At 63.4% G+C, this 19,427-nt stretch carries 14 protein-coding genes and 2 pseudogenes; 5 read left to right on the forward strand and 11 right to left on the reverse strand.

All coding sequences use genetic code 11. The features are described from left to right. Positions 1-283 precede the first annotated feature (283 nt). From ACSFC5_RS21145 to ACSFC5_RS21155, 3 genes are all read left to right on the forward strand, one after another. The gene (locus tag ACSFC5_RS21145; RefSeq protein ID WP_440767192.1) at positions 284-3,367 is read left to right on the forward strand and encodes an FAD-binding and (Fe-S)-binding domain-containing protein; all 3,084 of its coding nucleotides are present in this window, start codon (positions 284-286) and stop codon (positions 3,365-3,367) included. Between the two features lie 1,036 nt (positions 3,368-4,403). Then, entirely contained in the window at positions 4,404-4,949 is a 546-nt protein-coding gene (locus ACSFC5_RS21150) for a helix-turn-helix domain-containing protein (RefSeq protein ID WP_440767193.1), read from the forward strand. A 282-nt stretch (positions 4,950-5,231) separates the two neighbouring features. Beyond that, positions 5,232-5,396, forward strand: coding sequence for a hypothetical protein (locus ACSFC5_RS21155; protein WP_440767194.1), 165 nt, complete (start codon positions 5,232-5,234; stop codon positions 5,394-5,396). Between the two features lie 155 nt (positions 5,397-5,551). Here ACSFC5_RS21155 and ACSFC5_RS21160 read toward each other — a convergent pair. The 8 genes and pseudogenes from ACSFC5_RS21160 to lysA form a co-directional block, all read right to left on the reverse strand. After that, positions 5,552-5,695 (reverse strand): annotated as a pseudogene (locus ACSFC5_RS21160) (thiamine pyrophosphate-binding protein); the annotation flags it as partial. Further along, positions 5,685-7,028 (reverse strand): class-III pyridoxal-phosphate-dependent aminotransferase, encoded by a 1,344-nt coding sequence (locus ACSFC5_RS21165; protein WP_440767195.1) that lies wholly within the window; start codon positions 7,026-7,028, stop codon positions 5,685-5,687. The gene ACSFC5_RS21165 and the pseudogene ACSFC5_RS21160, both read right to left, overlap by 11 nt. A gap of 98 nt (positions 7,029-7,126) precedes the next feature. Further along, complete coding sequence (locus ACSFC5_RS21170; RefSeq protein ID WP_440767196.1) at positions 7,127-7,927, reverse strand: IclR family transcriptional regulator; 801 nt, start codon at positions 7,925-7,927, stop codon at positions 7,127-7,129. 763 nt (positions 7,928-8,690) lie between these two features. Then, on the reverse strand, positions 8,691-10,292 hold the full coding sequence (locus ACSFC5_RS21175; RefSeq protein WP_440767197.1) for an N-acyl-D-amino-acid deacylase family protein: 1,602 nt from the start codon (positions 10,290-10,292) through the stop codon (positions 8,691-8,693). A 278-nt stretch (positions 10,293-10,570) separates the two neighbouring features. Continuing rightward, positions 10,571-11,323, reverse strand: a pseudogene (locus ACSFC5_RS21180) (serine hydrolase domain-containing protein); the annotation flags it as partial. Positions 11,324-11,386: 63 nt separating this feature from the next. Beyond that, entirely contained in the window at positions 11,387-12,463 is a 1,077-nt protein-coding gene (locus ACSFC5_RS21185; protein ID WP_440767198.1) for a dipeptide epimerase, read from the reverse strand. Further along, entirely contained in the window at positions 12,460-13,482 is a 1,023-nt protein-coding gene (locus ACSFC5_RS21190) for an NlpC/P60 family protein (RefSeq protein WP_440767199.1), read from the reverse strand. The genes ACSFC5_RS21185 and ACSFC5_RS21190 overlap by 4 nt, the downstream gene beginning before the upstream one ends. Beyond that, the gene (gene lysA / locus ACSFC5_RS21195; RefSeq protein ID WP_440767200.1) at positions 13,469-14,734 is read right to left on the reverse strand and encodes a diaminopimelate decarboxylase; all 1,266 of its coding nucleotides are present in this window, start codon (positions 14,732-14,734) and stop codon (positions 13,469-13,471) included. The genes ACSFC5_RS21190 and lysA overlap by 14 nt, the downstream gene beginning before the upstream one ends. A 136-nt stretch (positions 14,735-14,870) precedes the next feature. On the opposite strand from lysA, the gene ACSFC5_RS21200 reads away from it, so the two are divergent. Beyond that, positions 14,871-15,791 carry a serine hydrolase gene (locus tag ACSFC5_RS21200; protein WP_440767201.1) on the forward strand — a complete coding sequence of 307 codons (921 nt, stop codon included), beginning with the start codon at positions 14,871-14,873 and terminating at the stop codon, positions 15,789-15,791. On the opposite strand, the gene ACSFC5_RS21205 is transcribed toward ACSFC5_RS21200, so the two are convergent. Beyond that, positions 15,792-17,306 (reverse strand): amidase, encoded by a 1,515-nt coding sequence (locus tag ACSFC5_RS21205; protein WP_440767202.1) that lies wholly within the window; start codon positions 17,304-17,306, stop codon positions 15,792-15,794. Between the two features lie 223 nt (positions 17,307-17,529). Between ACSFC5_RS21205 and ACSFC5_RS21210 the strand changes: the two genes are divergently transcribed. Continuing rightward, complete coding sequence (locus ACSFC5_RS21210; RefSeq protein WP_440767203.1) at positions 17,530-18,240, forward strand: helix-turn-helix domain-containing protein; 711 nt, start codon at positions 17,530-17,532, stop codon at positions 18,238-18,240. Positions 18,241-18,315: 75 nt separating this feature from the next. Here ACSFC5_RS21210 and ACSFC5_RS21215 read toward each other — a convergent pair whose 3' ends face one another. Then, complete coding sequence (locus ACSFC5_RS21215; protein ID WP_440767275.1) at positions 18,316-18,660, reverse strand: toxin-antitoxin system TumE family protein; 345 nt, start codon at positions 18,658-18,660, stop codon at positions 18,316-18,318. A gap of 86 nt (positions 18,661-18,746) precedes the next feature. Continuing rightward, positions 18,747-19,265 (reverse strand): DUF7342 family protein, encoded by a 519-nt coding sequence (locus tag ACSFC5_RS21220; protein ID WP_440767204.1) that lies wholly within the window; start codon positions 19,263-19,265, stop codon positions 18,747-18,749. Positions 19,266-19,427: the final 162 nt, after the last annotated feature.

The raw sequence follows: 19,427 nt of genomic DNA on the forward strand, positions 1-19,427 counted from the left end.
CGTCACCCGAACACCACACCAACCGAACACCACCGCTCGCTTTCGAGGCCGCCGTCTCGCTCCCTGCCGGTCCGTTCGGAACGGTCCGTCCGAGAGCCAGATGCGAAGGCGGGTCTAACGGGAGTCGTGAACCGCTCGCGGACGCAGGAGAAAACGTCAACGTTACTTGTCCGTTTTGCGAACCGGAGACTGTGACGCGATTTCAACGGATCGGATCGAGCCCCCGAACGCGACCCCGTAGAGATACCCACGGGACCCACCACAGCCACGAACTAATCCAGTTATGACTGCGACTCCCCCCACGTCGATCGAGGAAACCGATACCAGGCCGTCGACTGACGAACGGGCCGGCTACGACTACGTTTCGGACGACATCGAGCGGCCGAAACTGGTTGCCGACCTCCGGAACAGGATCGCAGGCGACGTCCGGTTCGACACGTATACTCGTCAGCTGTACGCGACCGACGCCAGCGCGTACCAGGAGACGCCGATCGGCGTCGTCTTCCCGACGACGACCAAAGACGTCGCGAGCGTCGTTTCCTACTGCGCCGAACGCGAAATTCCCGTCCTCCCGCGGGGCGGCGGTACGAGCCTCGCCGGACAAGCGGTCAACGAGGCCGTCGTCCTCGATTTCACTCGCCACATGGACGACATCGTCTCGATTGATCCGGACGAGAGACGAGCACACGTCCAACCGGGAGTCGTCCTCGAAAAACTCAACGAGACCCTCGCCAGCAACGGGCTGAAGTTCGCCCCCGATCCGGCCGCGGGGAACCGCAGCGTAATCGGTGGCGCGATTGGGAACAATTCGACGGGCGCTCACTCGCTGATCTATGGGAAGACTGACGCCTACATCGAGACCTGCGAGGTCGTCCTCGCCGACGGGACCGTCGCCACCCTCGGCGAGATCGACGTCGACGAGCTCCGAGCACGGGCCGACCCCGACGGCAACCTCCTTGAGCGCGTTTCCGCCGAAGTCGTCCGCATCATCGACGACGAGGCCGACGCGGTCCGCGATCGCTTCCCGAACCTGAAGCGAAACGTCTCCGGCTACAACCTCGATATGCTCATCGAGGAGGCCGAAACCGGCACCGTAAACCTCGCACGCCTGCTCGCGGGCAGCGAGGGAACCCTCGCCGTCGTTACCGAAGCCGAGGTCTCTCTCGAGCCAGTCCCGGAAACGAAGGCCGTCTCCCTGCTGTTCTACGAGAGCGTTCTCGAGGCCGTGACGGACGTTCAGTACGTCCTCGAGCACGATCCGGCGGCAGTGGAACTCATCGACGACGTGCTCATCGGACTGGCACGAAACACGGCGGACTTCGAGGAGGTCGCGTCTCTCGTCCCAGCGGACGCTGAAGCGGCGCTGCTGATCGAGTTCTACGCCGACGACGACGAACACGGCCGAGAACAGACCGCTGGCCTCCTCTCCGACCGCGTGCCCGGAACTGAAAGCGCGGTCGCCTCGTCCGACGGTCCAACGGACGTCGACGAAACCTTCGCCTTCGAGGGGCTCGAGGCCCACGCCGAGGCCGACCGCGAGCAGTTCTGGAAGCTACGCAAGGCGGGTCTCCCGATTCTCCTCTCGCGGACCTCCGACGAGAAGCACATCTCCTTCATGGAGGACTGTGCGATCCCGCCGACACATCTGCCCGAGTTCGTCGAACGGTTCCAGTCGCTGCTCGTCGAGAAAGGTCGAGCCGTCGATGCGGCGTTCTACGCCCACGCGGGACCGGGCGTCCTCCACGTTCGCCCACTGGTGAACACCAAGGCGGCCGAGGACCGCGCGGACATGGTCGAAATCGCCGACGAAGTGACCGACATGGTCGTCGAGTTCGGCGGCTCCGTCTCGGGCGAACACGGCGACGGCCGCGCCCGGACCCAGTGGAACCGCAAGCTCTACGGCGAGGAGCTCTGGGAGACGTTTCGCGAACTAAAGACGGCGTTCGACCCCGACTGGCTGCTCAACCCCGGAAACGTCTGTGGCGACCACGACATGACGGAGAACCTCCGGTACGACAGCGACTACAGCCACGACGCCGGGTTCGATCCCGCGCTCAACTGGGACAACGAGAACGGCATGCGGGGAATGGTCGAACTCTGTCACGGCTGTGGCGGCTGCCGGGGCGACCAGGAGACCACCGGCGGCGTGATGTGTCCGACCTACCGCGCAGCCGAGGAGGAAGTCACCGCCACTCGCGGCCGCGCGAATCTCCTCCGGAACGCGATGAGCGGCGAGTTGCCCGACGACCCGACCGACGACGAGTTCGTCGAGGAGGTACTCGACCTCTGTATCGGCTGTAAGGGCTGTGCGCGGGACTGCCCGAGCGAAGTCGACATGGCTAAGCTCAAGACCGAGGTCATGCACGAACGCCACCAGAAATACGGCGCGAGCCTCCGGGATAAACTCTTCGCGAACTTCGACCGGCTCGCACCGCTGGGCAGCGCGCTGGCTCCCCTCTCGAACCTCGTACAGTCGTTACCCGGCACCGGCCTTATCGGCGAGAAGACGGTGGGAATCGCCCGCGAACGATCGCTCCCCGAGTTCCACCGCGAGACCGTTCAGGACTGGTTCGAGGCCCGCGGGGGCTCTCGCGTTCCCGAAGCCGAAGCCGAGCGGAAGGCGGTCTTCTTCGTAGACACCTACACGAACTACAGCCACCCCGACGTTGGCAAGGCGACGATCCGCGTCCTCGAGGCCGCTGGCGTCCACGTCGACGTCGCTCGACGGACCGACAGCGGTCGGCCGCCGCTCTCGAAGGGGTTCGTCGACAAGGCTCGTGAGACGATGCGGGCGAACGTCGCCGAACTCGCGCCCCGCGTCGAGGACGGCTGGGACGTGGTCCTCGCCGAACCCTCCGACGCAGTGATGTTCCAGTCCGACGCGCTCGACCTGCTCGGCGGCACTGGCGTCGAGTCGGTGGCGACGAACGCCTACGGCGTCTCCGAGTACCTCGACACGTATCGACTCGACGCGAACGTCGACTGGGCGGCGCCGTCCGATTCGCTCGCCTACCACGGTCACTGCCACCAGAAGGCCACGAAGAAAGACCATCACGCGGTCGGCGTCCTTCGGCGCGCCGGCTACGCCGTCGATCCGTTGGACTCGGGCTGTTGTGGGATGGCCGGCTCCTTTGGCTACGAGGCCGAACACTACTCGCTGAGCCAGTCGATCGGCGACATCTTAGTCGACCAAATCGACGACAGCGAGGCAACCGTCGTCACCGCGCCGGGGACCTCCTGTCGGACCCAACTCGGTGACAAGCGCGTCGGGCCCGTTCCCGCCGAGAGCGCGCTGGCCGGCAGCGATCTCGACAGGGCGGAGCCGCCGACCCCGATCGAACTACTTGCTTACGCACTGCCGCGATAGCGACCGACCATCGCGGCTCGAGCAGCGGTCTCACTGTGACACGGCTCATCGCAACGGTATACCCGATCGCACGCTGGCTGATCAGTCCGTGGGCGACGGTATCCTGATACTCGATACGACAGTAGAGCGCGCGACACGGTGCTCCACGCCGATTCACATTATCTGCAGCGCCGTCTCCCGGCCAGAAGGGGCGAGTGACCCCTCGACGCAGTCTCGAGTGCGCTGCTCCGTCTTGCTCCCCGTCTCAACCGAGGGTGAGAATCACTCGACAGATTCGGTTCGAATGCGATCGACTCAAGGACCTCGTGGACGTCCTCGGCGTACTTCGCACACCCCTGGGTGAACGTTCCCTCCTGACCCAGCGATTCGGGGCCTCTCGCCCGTCTTGCCTGGAAACTACGTCCGCAGTGAAAAGTAGTTTCTTGAACAGCGGCGGGAATCGAAATGGGAGCGCACTGATCCAACGCTCCTCATGGGGTACAAATCGAACCGGGTCGTGTTTGTGATGCTTTCACAAATAGTATACTGTTTATAATATCGGCGATGCCTTGACCGGAGCCGCTCACTGACACCGACTTCACAGTACGTCACTTGAACCAAACGATATTGTAGACACATTTCACGGCCCTGAAAGGGTGATTTCGTGATATAGTCGATCGTCCTCACAGCCGATTGACGGACAATATCTGATGATTTTGGCATTTTACACCATATCTCGTAAGGTATTTTTCAAAAGTAGCTGAATAGAAGGGTATGGACCCTATATAGGTAGTATAGTAATTGTTTCTAGTTTTTTATTATGAATATATGCTTCCTTAGCCCCGCAGTGAGAAATTATTAGAGAGTTTTATTAGAAAGTGAGTGATTTTGTTGAGAACCAGTTGAACGCCGTCGAGCCAGTTTAGATTCGGCACCCATCCACCCATCCAAACGTACCGTCGAATTAGACCGGTATCCCTGAGATCCATATCGTATGCACGGCGGTCGTGTGATATTGGGTAATCTTTTTACAGTGCATCCCACACGAACAATTACAATGGGTGAAGACGAATCCTTCGACGTTTCTCCGCGCGATATCGCCATTCTAAAAGCAAGAGTTGATCATCCAACCTCGTCCACACGAGAACTCAGTCGGATCCTCGAGGAAGAGTACGGTATCACGCTCTCTCACAATCGGATCAACGAGATACTGCGGACGATGTCCGAAGAGGAAATCTTCCGAGAAACGATCCTTCCGAACCGAGAAATATTCCGACACTACCTGTTCCGTGTTTCGTTTAACTTCCCGAACTTCGAGGACAACTGGCGGGACTGTTACGATGCGCTCCAGAGTGATCCTCACGTACTGATGTTCTTTACCGCGGACAGCAACTACCAGTGGCACGCGATTTCACAGTTCCGAACGGATGATGAGATGGAGCGATGGGTCCACAATTTCTTTAAAGAGCACGGGGACCTTATTTCGGAGTTCCACAACACTATGCTTCATACCGTTCACAAATTCCAAACGGAAGCGGCCGTCTTCGATACCATTCTCGCGGAAACCGAAGAAGGACGACAGTATCTGGAGCACAACGAGTAACTGTGTCAAAAAGAGATCGATAACCGATTGTTTAGCTTCGATAAGAGTCACTCCTTTACAGTACAGATTACATTTTTAACTACGAATCTGTATGAAAGTAGGTGATCTCTCCGCTCCGAGCGGAATTCGGAGAGGCCGATCGTCGCATACAAAGCCGATAGCGAGGACCTGATCGAGTGCGTCCAGTCTCACACCGGTGGCCGATTCAGCACCCCGCGACGTCCGAAGAGGCCCTCGCTAGTGAAAGAGTTGTTTTCGTACATTCGGTAACCGAACTTCTCGATGCCTGCCGTACGATCGCGACACGCCGACCCCGGCTGGGAAAACGTCGGCGTAGTCACCGTTCAGGCCGGCCGAGGCATTATCGACATCAAACTCAACGAGTGCAGTGTCGAGTTTCCCAAGCTACACGATGAAACGAAAGACAGCATCGACGACCTCCTGTAAGAGATCACCAATACGGAGAACTCGATCGACATTGGCCGCCTGCAGCCCCGAGTTCGGCCAGGTCATCGGCGCCGTCGACCGCGGCGACAACGTCGACATCGTCAACAAAATCTACGAGGACTCACTCGGCTATCCCATTGCGGAACTCGAGATTCATCGTATCGCGCCATCACGAACTCGATGTCGTCGCGCTCGCCGATAGACTCGTTCAACGGGAGCGCCTGCTTGCCCGGAATCCCAAACAGGGTGACGATCCCGTTCGTCGCCAAGCAATCGATGACGGCTTCGTTAATTCGCATACTGTCCCGTATTCGCCGACGTAACCGGTTCGACGGTGGCGATCGACTCCTTGAGGAGTTCGCCGGCGATAGCGAGTTCGCGGTCTCGGACGTCGAGCGGCGGGAGCAGCCGAAGCGACTTTCGTCCGCAGCCGAGCGTGAGCAGGCCGCGCTGGAGCGCCGCCTCCATCACGTCGTCGCGATGCTCCGCGGTGTCGAACTCGATCGCGGCCATGAGACCGAGTCCGCGCACGTCCTCGACGACGGCGTCGTGCTCGTCCTGCATGGCGGTGAGTCGCTCGAGGAGGGCCACACCTTTCTGTGCCGCGTTGGCCATCAGGTCGTGGTCCTCGATTGCGGCGAGCGTCAGCGCCCCCTGCATCGACGCGATGACGTCCCCGGCTCCCCACGTCGAAGAGATGCGGGCGGTCTCGTCGGGGAAGAGCTCCGACCGACCGATCGTCGCGCCGACGCGGAGCGCCTTGGCCGACGTGATGACGTCGGGATCGAACGCGTAGTGGTCCGAGGCCCACATCTCCCCGGTCCGGCCGACGCCGCTCTGGATCTCGTCCGCGATCAACGGGATATCGTACTCGGTGCAGAGATCGTCGACGGCGGCCATGAACTCCGCGCTGGGAACGCGGTAGCCGCCCTCGCCTTGTACTGGCTCGAGAATCAGGAACGCGACCTGTTCCGCGGGGATGTGGCCGTGTTTAGGGTCGAGTTTCTCCCGGAGGCGTTCCACACCGGCAAGGTCGTGAGGGACGTCGTGAATGCCACTGAGTTCGGGAAAGTCGCGACGATGGACCGACTTCGAACGGTTCAGCGAGAGGGCGCCGAGCGTTCGGCCGTGGAAGGCCCCCTCGAACGTCAGTCCGTACTTCGGCTGCTCGCAGTGGTCGTAACAGATCTTCATCGCGTTCTCGACGGCTTCCGCCCCGGAGTTCGAGAGGAATACGGTGTCCATATCGTACTGACTGGTGATGTCGGTCAGCGTGTTCATGAGGTGAGCGGGTCCCGGAAGTTCGCTCTCCTCCGGCGGGCCGCCGGTGCTGATGTAGAAGTCCTGGCCGGCGATCTTCAGCGGATCGACGAGGTCGAACTCCCGGAGCTTATCCATCAGCATCGGGTTGTTGTACCCGAGCGGGGCGGCGGCGACGTGGCTCGTGAAGTCGAGCAGAACGTTGCCGTCGGCGTCCGTACAGAAGGGGCCCTCCGCGTCTGCGGTGATATCCCAAACGAAATCGTAGACGTAGGTCGACTTCGCTGCAGCCTGGTGGTGGTACTCGATCAACTCGGACGCGACGGGCCCTGGAAGTTGCTCTACGGTCGGCGCTGCCGTCTCGCGGTCCATACGGAAATGTGACCGTCACTGCACTTAAGCAATTACCTTCAAAAATAGGGCCCTCGGCGAAAGTCCCAACGGCGACGCGGTCTCCGACGGACGATCACTCACCGATCTATCCGGGCGGTCTCGAGGTTCACTTCGATCAAATTCGCGGCCTCGATGACGCGTTTCGGCATCGCCGAGCGGAATCGGTCGTCCGAAAGCCGGCTCGTGGGCGCCGTCACGCTCACCGCGCCGACGACGGTCTCATCCGAATCGAGGATCGGCGCGCCGACGGCCCGCATGCCGCGGATCTCCTCCTCGTCGTTGATCGCGTAGCCGCGCTCACGGATCTCGGCGAGCGTCTCGCGGAGCGTGGGCGCGTCCGTGATCGTGTTTTTCGTCTGCTCCTCGAACTCGTGTGCCTCGAGAATCGCGTCGCGTCGATCCGACGGGAGGTGTGCGAGGATCGCCTTGCCGGCCGCGGTGTCGTGGAAGTACTGCGGCGTCTCGCGCATGCGGAGGTGGTAGTCCTTCGCGACGGCGCGGTCCCCGTGGCTCTCGTACAGTACCGCGATCCGATTTCGTTCCTCGGCGATCAGGTGGACGTACTCGCCGGTTCGATCCGCGAGGTCGTCGATTACGTCGTGACCGGCAACGTACAGACCCGTTTCGTTCCGGACGTGCTCCCCGAGGGCGATGAACCGAAAGCTGAGTCGATATTCCCCCTCCCGTTTCGTCACGAATCCGGAGTCGACGAGCGTCTGCAGGTACGTGTAGACGGTTCCTTTCGTCAGATCGATCTCCGCCGAGATCTCCGCGAGCGTCCCGCCTTGCAGCCGTTTGATAACGTCGACGATATCGGAAGCCGTCCGCACCGATTTGATCCGTCTCGGTTCGGTTTCCCCGTCGGGATCGGTCGTCATATTCGATAATACTGTACACAGAACATAAATATTTGCAATGGTCAAACAGTATTCGCCGGAGCGAACCGTATCGCGTTCCGTCTCGGACCGGCACGATCGGCGTATCAATCGAGCGGCGTTTGTAAAAAACGCGGAAAGGGGAGATACTACCCCGGTACCGCGCCCAGTGGTACCCTCATAGTGTGATTGAACTCGGCGATTCAGCTAACGACTCGTAGTACCACACTGGCCAGTACTGTCAAATCAGTCGGCCAGTGTTTGATAGTTGCAAACACACTACAACAGGCGCTATAGATTACATTCGTATGTCTGTAATAGATTTCGGGAGAACGTCCATCGTCGAAACCGATCGGTCGCAATTAATAGACGATAATATAACAACCACAGATTATTTTTCAATATGCCAACTTCGCATGCGATACAGAATGAGAATGTCCGGTTCGAAAGCCACCGCGCTATCGCCAGATCATCGCCGTGGATTTCAAATCGCGGCAACGAAGTTCAGGCCGTTCAGCCGGTCAGGCCGGTTACAGCCGATTTTTCGGGGCGATGACTGACTCGCGTGACAACCGATATTGGCCGTACCCTCATTCTCTTATATCAAATATCTGTAGGGGAAGTAGTACCGTAGGACGAGCCGAGTCAGCACTCACGACGGCAGGAGAGACCGAAGTCGGATACAACAGTAAAATTCGACGCGCTCGCCGAACTGGAGGTCGAAAGTAGACGGATCATCGAGGTGTACTACCAAAACTCGATCCGATCACCGAATCGCGACGCCGGGACGTGCGCCGGTGTGGTCGCCGCTTCGGACGACGAACTCGCCGTTGACCAGCACGTGATGGATGCCGTCGGGATAGACGGCCGGGTCGACGAACGAACCGCCTTGTCCGACGGTCTCGGGATCGAACACGGTGAGATCCGCCCAGAGCCCCTCCTTGAGGACGCCGCGGTCCTCGAGCCCCAATCGGGCTGCCGGCTGCCCCGTCATCTTGTAGACGGCCGTTTCGAGCGAGACGACGCCGCGTTCGCGGACGTAGTGACCGAGGACGCGGGGGAACGTCCCGTAGCTCCGCGGGTGCGGGACGCCGTCGCCGAGGGGGCCGGTCGGCCGCAGCGAGTTCCCATCGCTGCCGATCATCGTGAGTTCGTGGGCCATGACCGCCTCGACGTCCACGTCGCGCATGCAGAAGTGGATGTGCCTTGTCCGGACCCGGTCTTCGATTAACAGGTCGATGACGATCTCGGCGGGAACCCGGGACTCGCCGTCGCGTTCGGCGAGTTCGGCGACCGTCTGCCCCTGTACGTTCTCGAGGTCTGGCGTCCGAACGTTCGTAATGAGGATATCGTCCCACGAGTCGGTGGTAGCCTCGAGTTCGTCCCGGATCTCCGCTCGCATCGCTTTGTCCGTCAGCCGATCGAGTATCGTGTCGGTCCCCCCCTCGCGGGCCCACGTCGGCAGGCGCGCGCCGAGGCTGGTCGACGACGCGGTGTAAGGGTACTGCTCGCACTGGATTTCGACGCCGTCGCGGTCGCGGGCGCGTCGCATTCGCTCGAGGGTGTACTTGACCTTCCCCCAGTTGTCCCGGCCGACGGCCTTGTGATGTGAGACCTGTACCGGCACGCCCGCCCGGTCGCCGATCTCGATGGCCTCCTCGAGCGCCTCGAAAATATCGTCGCCTTCGCTTCGCATGTGCGTTGCGTACAGCTTGTCGTGGTCAGCGACGACCGACGCCAGTTCGACGAGTTCCTCGGTGTCGGCGAAGGCGCCGGGCGTGTAGATCAGTCCCGTCGAGAGGCCGACGGCGCCGTCCGAAAGCGCCTCGTCGACGATCGCTTTCATCTCCTCAAGTTCGTCCGCCGTGGGTTCGCGGTCCTCGTAGCCGAGGACGGGGATCCGCGCGTTTTCGTGCCCGATCAGCGAGCCGACGTTGAGCGAGACGCCGCCGGCGTCCGCGCCCTCGAGATGATCGAGGTAGTCGCCCATCGACTCCCAGGCGCTCGTGTCGACGACCTCCCCGACGCCCCGATAAGCGAAGCCCTCGTCGACGTCTTCGGCGCCCTCTCCGTACCGCGGCGCCGCGCTCGTTCCACAGTTGCCGACGATCTCGAGAGTCACGCCCTGCCTGACCTTGCTGTGGGCGTCCCGGTTCGCGGGGAGCGTGAAATCCGAGTGCGTGTGGATGTCGATGAAGCCGGGTGCGACGACGGCGCCGTCGGCATCGAGTTCGGTTCCGCCCGACCCCGGGACGTCCCCGACGGCGGCGATTCGACCGTCGCTGACGGCGACGTCACCGTCGAACCACGGTGCGCCCGTGCCGTCGATCACTCGAGCGTTCCGAACGACCGTGTCGTATTCTCGCATGAGCCGGTGAACTCCCTTCACGCGGTAAAAACCAGCCCCTTGGAAGATAGGTCGGGACCGCGGCCGACAGCGGGCGGACGGGTCGTGACTCACGCGCTTCGACAGTTGGTTCCCCCAGGAGTCCGACACTGCCGTCGTTCCGGACGCGACGATTGACGACCACTTCGACGAGACTCGGGACGCGTGTTCGGCGGGTTCTGGGGGCATTTTCGGTGAGTCTCGAGGCACGTATTTGGACAGCGTTACATAGCGAACCCGATCGCAGCAGCGTGGCCCGTTCAGCCGCTAGCAGCCCCAACGATCGCGTGGTAGCGCTGTCGGAACCGGGACAACTGCACCTGCTCGGAGACGGCGTTCGTGAGCAGACAGGCGAAGCGACCGCGCTCGAGGTCGATCCACAGCGACGTGCCCGTAAACCCCGTGTGGCCGATCGACCGGGCGGACCACTGCGGCGCCGGAATCAGCGCCGTCCCGACGCGCCAGCCGTACCCCTGTGCGGCGGTGTCCGTCCCGCTCCGTCGAACCGGCAGGCAGTCGATAGTTGGGGCGGCGAGGAGTCGGCTCACGCCAGACGGATCTGCATCTACGAGCACCGTCTGTGCGTAGCGAGCGACGTCTCGTACCGGCGCGAACAGGCCGGCGTTGCCGCTCTCGCCGCCCATCGCGTTCGCGATCGGATCGTTGATCTCGTTTCGACACGCGCCGAGACAGCGCTCGTGTTCGTAGGTCTCGACGACACCCGGGTCGGGGTCGTCGTACGGCCCGAGCGAGGGGCCCTCCATCCCGGCGGGCTCGAAGACGTGTTCCTCGGCGAGGGCCGCGAGCGATCGCCCGGTGACCTGCCGAAGCGCTTCGGCGAGGTGGACGTAGTTCAGACGGCTGTAGACGAACCCGTCGCCGATCCGTCGATCGAACAGCCGTCGATCGTAGAGATCCGCGAGCGCGTCGTCGACGCCGTCCCACGCGTCGGAGTAGGCGTAGGGCTGCAGGCCGGACGTGTGGGTCACCAGCCGCCACAGCGGAATCTCGCCGTGGCCGGATCGTCGGCGTCGTCACGCTGCGACTCGATTCGGCGGGTATCGTCGACCGGCATCTCAGACGGGAGAGTCGGGGACGATCTCGGGATCGGGAACGATACCGTGGCCTGGGCCGGAGAGATCGTGTGTCGGCCCTTTCGGAACGTCGGCGATGCCGCGTTCGAACGAGAGATTGCCGTCGAGGTCGACGTACGAGAAGTCGCCGAGTCCGGCGACCAGGTGGGCGCTGGCGTGGAGCCCGAGGGCGCTTTCGAGCATGCAGCCGATCATCACCTCGAGGTTCGCGCCGCGGGCGATTTCGGCGATCGCCGCGCCGTCGGTCAGCCCCGATTTTGCGGCCTTGATGTTGATGACGTCGGCGGCCCCCTCCGCGGCGATCCGGTGGGCGTCCGCGGGCGTGAAGACGGCTTCGTCGGCCGCGACCGGCACCCGGACGGACTCGGTGACTCGCCTGAGTCCGCTGATATCGTCCCGATGGACGGGCTGTTCGAGGAGTTCGAGATCGAACCCTCGATCCCCGGCCTCGTGGGCGAATCGGATCGCTTCCTTCGGCGTCCAGCCCTGATTCGCGTCGACTTTGATCTCGGCGTCCGGCGCGGCGTCCCGGACCGCGGCGACGCGCTCGAGGTCCGAGTCGACGCTCCCGCCGACTTTGACCTTGATCTCGTCGAAACCCGCCTCGAGGGCGGCTGTCGTTTCAGCGGCGGCGGTTGCGGGGTCGACGATCGAGACCGTGAGATCGGTTCGAACGGGCTCGGGTTTCCCGCCGAAACACTCCGCAAGGGCGATTTCCCGCTCGCGACAGTAGGCGTCGTACAGCGCCGTCTCGAGCGCGAATTTCGAGGAGACGGCCCCCGGAAGCGCCGCATCGAGTTCGGCGACGAGGCCGCGACGGTCTCGCAGGTCTCGCCCCTCGAGGATGGATGCCCCGACCTTCGCGCACGCGACCGCGCTCCCGACGGTTTCGCCCGTGATCGGCTCGAGCGGTGCGCCTTCGCCCCAGCCGACGACACCCGAGTCGGTCTCGAGTTCGACGAGCACGTTCGTCGCCCGGTGTTTCGAGCCCAGCGAGATCTCGAAGGTGTCGGTCAGCGGTAACTCGAGTTCGTAGACGTCGACGCGGTCGACGATCATGTCTGACCCTCCGGAAGCAGTCGCTTCGTCGCCGACATCGATTCGTCGAGTGACTCGACGTACCGTTCGTCGTCCGGATCGAAGCTGTTGACCGTCACTGCGTCGGCGCTACCGTAGGCGTGGATGTACTCGCTCCCGCCGAGACTGATCGCGACGTGGCCGGGGAAGAAGAGCAGGTCGCCGGCTGCGAGTTCGTCGCGGTCGACGTCCCTCCCCATCGTCGACTGCTGATCGGCATCCCTCGGCAGCGAGACACCGGCGGCGGCGTAGGAGACCCAGGCCAGCCCGGAACAGTCGATCCCGTCGGCCGTCATCCCGCCCCACTCGTAGGGCGTCCCGAGGAACTGCTGGGCGACGGAAACGACGTCGTCGCCGGATCCAATCGGTTTCCGCTCGCGGACGCACGACGCGGGAAGCGTCGCTCGAGCGCCGGTTCTGAACGAGGCCAAAATCTCGTCACCGTCGTCGTCGCGCGACTCGAGCCGGCAGTCGACGCCCGCGGGAACGGTCTCCAGCGCGGTTTCCGACTCGTCAACCACGTCGGCCGGCGCGGCGGTGACGACCGCGTCTGCGGTCCAGTCGTCCTGCGTGGATCCGGTGACGGACATCAGCGCGCTGTCGTCGATCCAACCGAGGTAGCCGCCGGGCGTCCGGACCCGCCGCCACCCGTCGCGTTCGTCGTACGCGGTCACTGCGGCTCCGTAGAGGAGTTTCGTGACCTGTTCGGCGTCACCGTCCGGTGCGCCGCGGACGGAGAGTACGCGACGATCGGTCGTTCGCGGCTCGCTGCCGTCCTCGAGCACGGCGAGGTCGTCCTGAACCTCGCGCACGCTCGCTCGCTCGACCGCGTCGACGACGGCCCGCCGTAGGCGGTCGGTCTGGACGGTTCCCGAGAGCGTAACCGGACCCTCCGTCCCTTGCTCCGGCGTCTCGACGTCGACCTCGAGACAGGTGACGCGCTCGTCGGGTGCGTACGCGGTCCTCGCTCGCTGGACGGCGAGACGCTCAGTGGAGGTCATCCGGCACCTCCGCGTTGGCGACGACGTCTTCCGCGCGTTCAGGTTGGCGAATCACGTCGACGTCGCCGTTCGACCGCGCGAGCAACACCGGCGGTTTCGGTTGGGCGTTCGTGTGGGAAGCGCTGCCCAACGAGTACGCGCCGATTCGGTCGACCGCGAGCAGGTCGCCACGCTCGAGCGGCGGCAGCGAGACGTTCTCGGAGATGACGTCGCCGGAGTAACAGAGCGGTCCCGCGACGTGGTAGCGCTCGCTGCATTCGCCGTCCGCGAGGGCGTAGATCGGGTACGGCCAGTACGACGACACCGCGTTCGTGCCGGCGTCGAGCACCGCGAACGTCGTGTGCGGCGTCTCCTTGACGACGCCGACGGTCGACACCAGGGTACCGGCGTTACCGACGAGCCGTCGACCCGGCTCGAGAAAGAGCGTCGGCAGCGACAGTTCGAACTCGGCGGCCGTCTCGCGGACCGTCGTCGCGATCGCCGCGATGATCTCCTCGGTGTCGGGAACCGGGCCGTCGTAGGGGACGGGAAAGCCGCCACCGAGATCGAGCACGTCGATTTCGACGTCGAGTTCGTCGCGAATGTCGGCCGCGAACGACAGCATCTTGCGGGCGGCGACGGCGTACGGTTCGACGCCGCGGATCTGGCTGCCAATGTGGAGCTGGACGCCGGCGAGTTCGACCGCGGGCGCCGACGCGGCGCGCTCGGCGACCGCCATCGCCCGCCCGGAGTCGGTGTCGAGACCGAACTTCGTCTCCCGCGTCGCCGTCGCCACCTCGGGGTGGGTCGGCACCTCCATCGCGGGGTTTCCGCGAACGAGCACCTTCGGCCGCGCCCCCGTCGACTCGGCGGCCTCGATCAGTCGCTCGAGTTCCGTCGCGTTGTCGACGAGAAGATGCTCTACGCCGAGCGAGAGGGCGCGCTCGACATCCTCGGGGCGGCGGTTCAGTCCGGTCAGCAGCAGCTCCTCGGGCTCGTAGCCGGCCGTCAGCGCCGCAGATAGCTCGCCCCGGGCGTACGCCTCGGCGTGACAGCCCTCGTCGCGAAGCACCGAGAGGATCCCGGGGTTGTAGTTCGCCTTCACGGCGAAGTGGACGAGCGAGTCCGGATACTGCTCGTCGAGCGCCCGCCGAAGCGTTCGGTAATTCTCCCTAATATCGTCCTCGAAGAAGACGTACGCCGGCGTTCCGTGCGAAGAGATGAGTTCGGATTCGATTCCGGAGAGCCGCTCTCTCCGTTCCTGTAGTTCCATTACTCCCAGTAGGAGCAGGTATCGGGGAAAACACACCCCCTCGCATACTAGGCGCTCGTTTCTCGCCGACGCCTGCGGAAGGGACGTCCATGGGACGACGCACGCACTCGAGCGCGACACCTCAGGTGATCGGTCGGTGACGGGACCCCGACTGGAACTCGAGAGCTGGAACGAGCTTCTATCGGCCGCCGAAGCGATCGACGAGCGCCTCGGCGGGCGACTGGGGATGGTCGTCTGCGACGTCGGATCTGATCAGAATGTCGAATCGGATCACGATGTCGAATCAGATTCCAGCAGTACTCCCCTCGTCGCGGTCCGTCCGAGCGAGCGCTTCGGCGCCGCAAGCATCGTCAAACTCCCGATCCTGTACGCGCTGTACCGCACCTACGACGGGCGACTCGCAGACCTCGACCGACCGCACCCGATCGCTCCCGAGAATCGCGTCGGCGGCGCCGGACTATTTCACCTCTTATCGGACCCCACGCCCACGACCGAGGACCTGGCGACGGCGATGATCGCAGTAAGCGACAACGCCGCGACCAACGAGCTGATCGCCCACCTCGGCTTCGATGCGATTGACGAGGGAGCGGCCGACCTCGGACTCGGGGGCACCCGCCTCGGCCGAAAGATGATGCAGACGCCGGCGGTCGATCCCACAACGTCGACTCTCGAAACTGACCGCGCGTCTCCCATCGAATCGAACGGCCATCGGTACGTGAACCGGGTGACGCCACGGGACTGCGCGGTCCTGCTCTCGGATATCCACGGCGAGCGAACGCTCTCGAGTGCGGCGTACGAGCGACTCGCGAGACCGCTCGCCCACCAGCACGATAGCTCGATGGTCCCCCGATATCTCCCGCCCGACATCGAGATCCGACACAAAACCGGGAACCTGCCGTCGGTCGCCGCCGACGCGGGACTGCTGACGGTCGGCGAGCGAACGGTCGCCTACGCGATTTGCTGTGACGGACTCGAGCACCGCGGCGAGGGGGTCGACGCCATCGCCGAACTGGGTGCGGGCGTGTATCGGATGCTCGAGCGACGGACGGAGACGTGACTACGATAGCGTATCGAACCCGTCCGGCGGCCGCCGGTGCTGAGTCGCTTGCTCGTAGGCGTAGGCGAGTTCGAACAGCCGGTCCTCGGCGAACTGTCGTCCCAGCAGTTCCATTCCCACTGGAAGCCCGCCGTCGGTGAATCCGGCCGGCACGACGATCGAGGGGAGCCCCGTGTTAGCCGCCAGTTCGCAGTTCAGCTCCGCGAACGGCTGGTGATCGGGAATCTGTACAGGTGGAATCGTCGACGGCGGGTACAGGAGCGCGTCGAGATCTTGCGCAGCCATCCGATCGAGCGTGTCGATCCTGAGTTCTCGACGCCGCTCGAGTCTGCTGAGGTAGCCCACGTTCTGATCCAGCGTCTCGGTGTCGAGATCGAACATGATCCCGGCTTCCAATCGGGACTGGACCGGCGGGGCGATTATGTCGGCCTCGAGGATTTCCGCGAAGCTGTCGTAGGGAACGTCGTCTCCCAGTCCCGACAGGTAGCGGTCGATGTCGCGCTCGAACTCGTAGCCGATGACGCGAGCCGACGCGAGGTGGTTCGTGTCGACGATTTCGACGGGATCGACGATCATCGCCCCCGCCGATTCAAGGTCCTCAATCGCCGTCTCGAGCACGTCGGTTACCGCGTCCGCGGCGGCCTGCAGGGCGCTCTCCTCGTTCTGCAGGCCGAACAGCTCCCGAACGACGCCGATTCGGGCGTCCTCGAGCCCGCGCTCGTCGAGGTGCGAGACGTACCCCGCATCGGAGGTGTTGCCCACGCCCGCGGCCGTGGTGGGATCGTTCGGGTCGTAGCCGGCCATCACGTCCAGCAGCCGTGCGGCGTCCGCGACGGTCCGGGTGATGGGACCGGCCGTGTCCTGCGTCGCGCTCAAGGGGACGATGCCCGCCGAACTGACGAGCCCCCTGGTCGGCCGGACGCCCACGAGATTGTTGAACGCGGGCGGCGAGCGGACCGACGAACAGGTGTCGCTCCCCGTTCCGATCGCGCCCAGGTTCGCGGCGATCGCCGCCGCCGTGCCGCCGCTCGAGCCCGATGGTCGTCGATCCAGCGCGTAGGCGTTTCGCGTCTCGCCGCCGAGCGAACTGATCGTATCCACGCCGAAGGAGAACTCCTGCAAGTTCGCCTTCGCGAGGACGATGCCGCCCGCCTCCCGGAACCGTTCGACGACGAACGCGTCCCGCGGCGGGACCGAGTCAGCGAGCGCCACCGATCCGGCCGTCGTCGGCATGTCGTGGGTGTCGTGATTGTCCTTTAGGACGGTCGGAACGCCGTGGAGCGGGCCGACGAAACCGTCGGTGTCGAACTGCGAGTCCAGCATTTTAGCTCGCTCTCCGGCGTTCGGATTGACGGTCAGAATCGCGTTCAACTCGTCGTCGTAGGCCTCGATCCGCTCGAGATAGCGTTCGACGAGCGACTCGGCGGTGAGCGATCCGCTATCGAAAGCCGCGTGGAGTTCCTCGACGGTCGCGTCGACGACGTCGATCGACCCGTCGGATGCTGTCGGAGACATGTGCTGTGTGCCGATACCGACGCCATCACCTAATAGCTCGTCACAGTTGGCAACAGGCCAACCAGTGTTGAGGTTCCGGATGGGAAATGCACTCTCTCGTGTGGTTTCCCAAAGATTGCTAATTTCGTGGTATAGACTAGTAATCTAAGGGCATTTCAGCCACATAGACGTCCACAAATATTTATACGATGTATGCCAACAGAAGACATAGTTCGGTATCTCTATGAAAAAACGGATCGATCTGACGCTGTGGCACGAGGCGTGCTGGATGCTGTCGGTCACTCGCGAGTATCCGTCGGCCACGCTCGTCATCACCGACATGTGTTCGGACGGCACCGATATTTTGGCGACGCTCGTCGTCACCGGTGAGGACGGACTCGACTTCGAGTCGGTCGCCGAAACGATTGCCGCGTCTCCGGACGTTCGGGCGACGGATCTCCTCGAGGCGAGCGCCCGACACCGCCGCATTCACGCTCGGTTCGACGCGACGAGTTCGGTGTACGACACGATCGTTCGGTCGTCGCTGACGCCAGTTGGCGAGATCCGGATCGCCGACGACACGGAACACTGGACGCTACTCGCCGACGGCGAGGCGATCGGGTCCGCTATCGCCGATCTCGAGGCCGTCGCCGACGTCGACGTCCGCCGCGTGGTCGACTACGAACCCGACGCGTCAACGAACTACACCCTCGTCGACGAGATCAGGGACGAACTCTCCGGCCGACAAACGGAGTACCTCCTCTCGGCGCTCGAGGAGGGCTACTACGGCTGGCCGCGCGACGTCGCAGCGAAGGATCTCGCCGAAAAACACGACGTCTCCGGCCCGACGGCGCTCGAGCACCTTCGGAAGGGCGAAGCGGTGGTCCTCGAGCGCGTGCTCAACAGCGTCAGAGAGGAGGAACGGAACGAACTCGCGGCTCGAAAGTCGAAGTGACGTGGTCACGCGGTCACGTACTCGGTCGACCAACTATCCCGGCGACTTAGCCGGTCGTTGGCGGCGTTATCCGCGTTACTCCTGTTCCCAAAGCGCCTCGAGACGCTCTTCGACGCGATCGAGGACGAGGCGGCTCACGTCGCGGTGGTCGTCCGGCCATCGGGCGTTCTCCGCGTCGATACGGCTAGCGTCCGGCGGCGGATGAAAGTGGTCCCGCGAGTTGTGGGCGTTCGGATGCCGGTCCCATCGACACTCCCACGCACCGTCCGGCCGTTCCTCCTGGTAGTGAAAATTGAAGTCGTCGTTGCGGTACCAACGAACCTCGAAGAGAGCGGACGCCTCGTTCGGGAAGTAGTCGTCGGACAGTTCGACGCGGAGGTGTCGTTTCCCGTCCTCGACGATTGCCGCCGATTTGAACATCCGACGCCCGACGAACCGGGAACGCATGCGCTCTAACACCGACCGGTCTATCGGTGCGGGACTCGCACCGTCATCCGTCGGCACCATCAACTGTGCGACGGAGCCGTCGAACCGGCGACCTTTCTCCGGGCGCATTCGTGAAGACGACGCTCCTCGAGGACGGTGGCCCAATCGCCGAGTTCCACGTACACGTCGTCGAGTCGCTCCGCATCGAACTCGAGGGCATCGACCTCGGCGGGCGACTCGACGGCGTATTCGTCGCGGTACGCCTCGATCCGATCGGTCAGGTCCGACACGCGGGCCTGCAACTCGTCGAGGGTGTTCTCCCGTGCTAGCTCGTTCACCCGCCGCCACTCGAAATAATCGTCGTTGCGCTCGTACCTGACCGGCCGGCCCTCGTGCCGAATAACGATACCGAGGTCGGCGTAGAAGGACAGGTGTGTCCGGGCCGACGCTTCCGAGCAGTCCGCCCGCTCGGCGATTTCGGCGGCCGTCATCGGCTTTCGAGCGTGCAACACCGCACCGTACACGCGCTGCTTTGTGTCCTCCTCTTCGAACGGTCTATCGAACGGGGGCGGACCGTCCCGACGGGCCTCGTCTGTCATACTCCCACTAACGAGAGTAGCATATATATTTCTCCCTATAGGGAAAATATATCTTCCAAAGTCACGGGTACCCGCCGATCGCTCCACCTCCGTGTGCGTTCGGCACCGATTCGATCCGTACTGCTCGCTGGGGTGCGAATTCGTTGGTACGAGTACAAGCTC

This window comes from Natronorubrum marinum (assembly GCF_052040125.1).
Classification (GTDB): Archaea; Halobacteriota; Halobacteria; order Halobacteriales; family Natrialbaceae; genus Natronorubrum.

Excerpts from the sequence above, each read along its gene's own strand:
- ACSFC5_RS21145 (WP_440767192.1), top strand. The coding sequence starts at position 284 with ATGACTGCGACTCCCCCCACGTCGATCGAGGAAACCGATACCAGGCCG.
- ACSFC5_RS21150 (WP_440767193.1), top strand. The coding sequence starts at position 4,404 with ATGGGTGAAGACGAATCCTTCGACGTTTCTCCGCGCGATATCGCCATT.
- ACSFC5_RS21155 (WP_440767194.1), top strand. The coding sequence starts at position 5,232 with ATGCCTGCCGTACGATCGCGACACGCCGACCCCGGCTGGGAAAACGTC.
- ACSFC5_RS21165 (WP_440767195.1), bottom strand. The coding sequence starts at position 7,028 with ATGGACCGCGAGACGGCAGCGCCGACCGTAGAGCAACTTCCAGGGCCC.
- ACSFC5_RS21170 (WP_440767196.1), bottom strand. The coding sequence starts at position 7,927 with ATGACGACCGATCCCGACGGGGAAACCGAACCGAGACGGATCAAATCG.
- ACSFC5_RS21175 (WP_440767197.1), bottom strand. The coding sequence starts at position 10,292 with ATGCGAGAATACGACACGGTCGTTCGGAACGCTCGAGTGATCGACGGC.
- ACSFC5_RS21185 (WP_440767198.1), bottom strand. The coding sequence starts at position 12,463 with ATGATCGTCGACCGCGTCGACGTCTACGAACTCGAGTTACCGCTGACC.
- ACSFC5_RS21190 (WP_440767199.1), bottom strand. The coding sequence starts at position 13,482 with ATGACCTCCACTGAGCGTCTCGCCGTCCAGCGAGCGAGGACCGCGTAC.
- lysA (WP_440767200.1), bottom strand. The coding sequence starts at position 14,734 with ATGGAACTACAGGAACGGAGAGAGCGGCTCTCCGGAATCGAATCCGAA.
- ACSFC5_RS21205 (WP_440767202.1), bottom strand. The coding sequence starts at position 17,306 with ATGTCTCCGACAGCATCCGACGGGTCGATCGACGTCGTCGACGCGACC.
- ACSFC5_RS21210 (WP_440767203.1), top strand. The coding sequence starts at position 17,530 with ATGAAAAAACGGATCGATCTGACGCTGTGGCACGAGGCGTGCTGGATG.
- ACSFC5_RS21215 (WP_440767275.1), bottom strand. The coding sequence starts at position 18,660 with ATGTTCAAATCGGCGGCAATCGTCGAGGACGGGAAACGACACCTCCGC.
- ACSFC5_RS21220 (WP_440767204.1), bottom strand. The coding sequence starts at position 19,265 with ATGACAGACGAGGCCCGTCGGGACGGTCCGCCCCCGTTCGATAGACCG.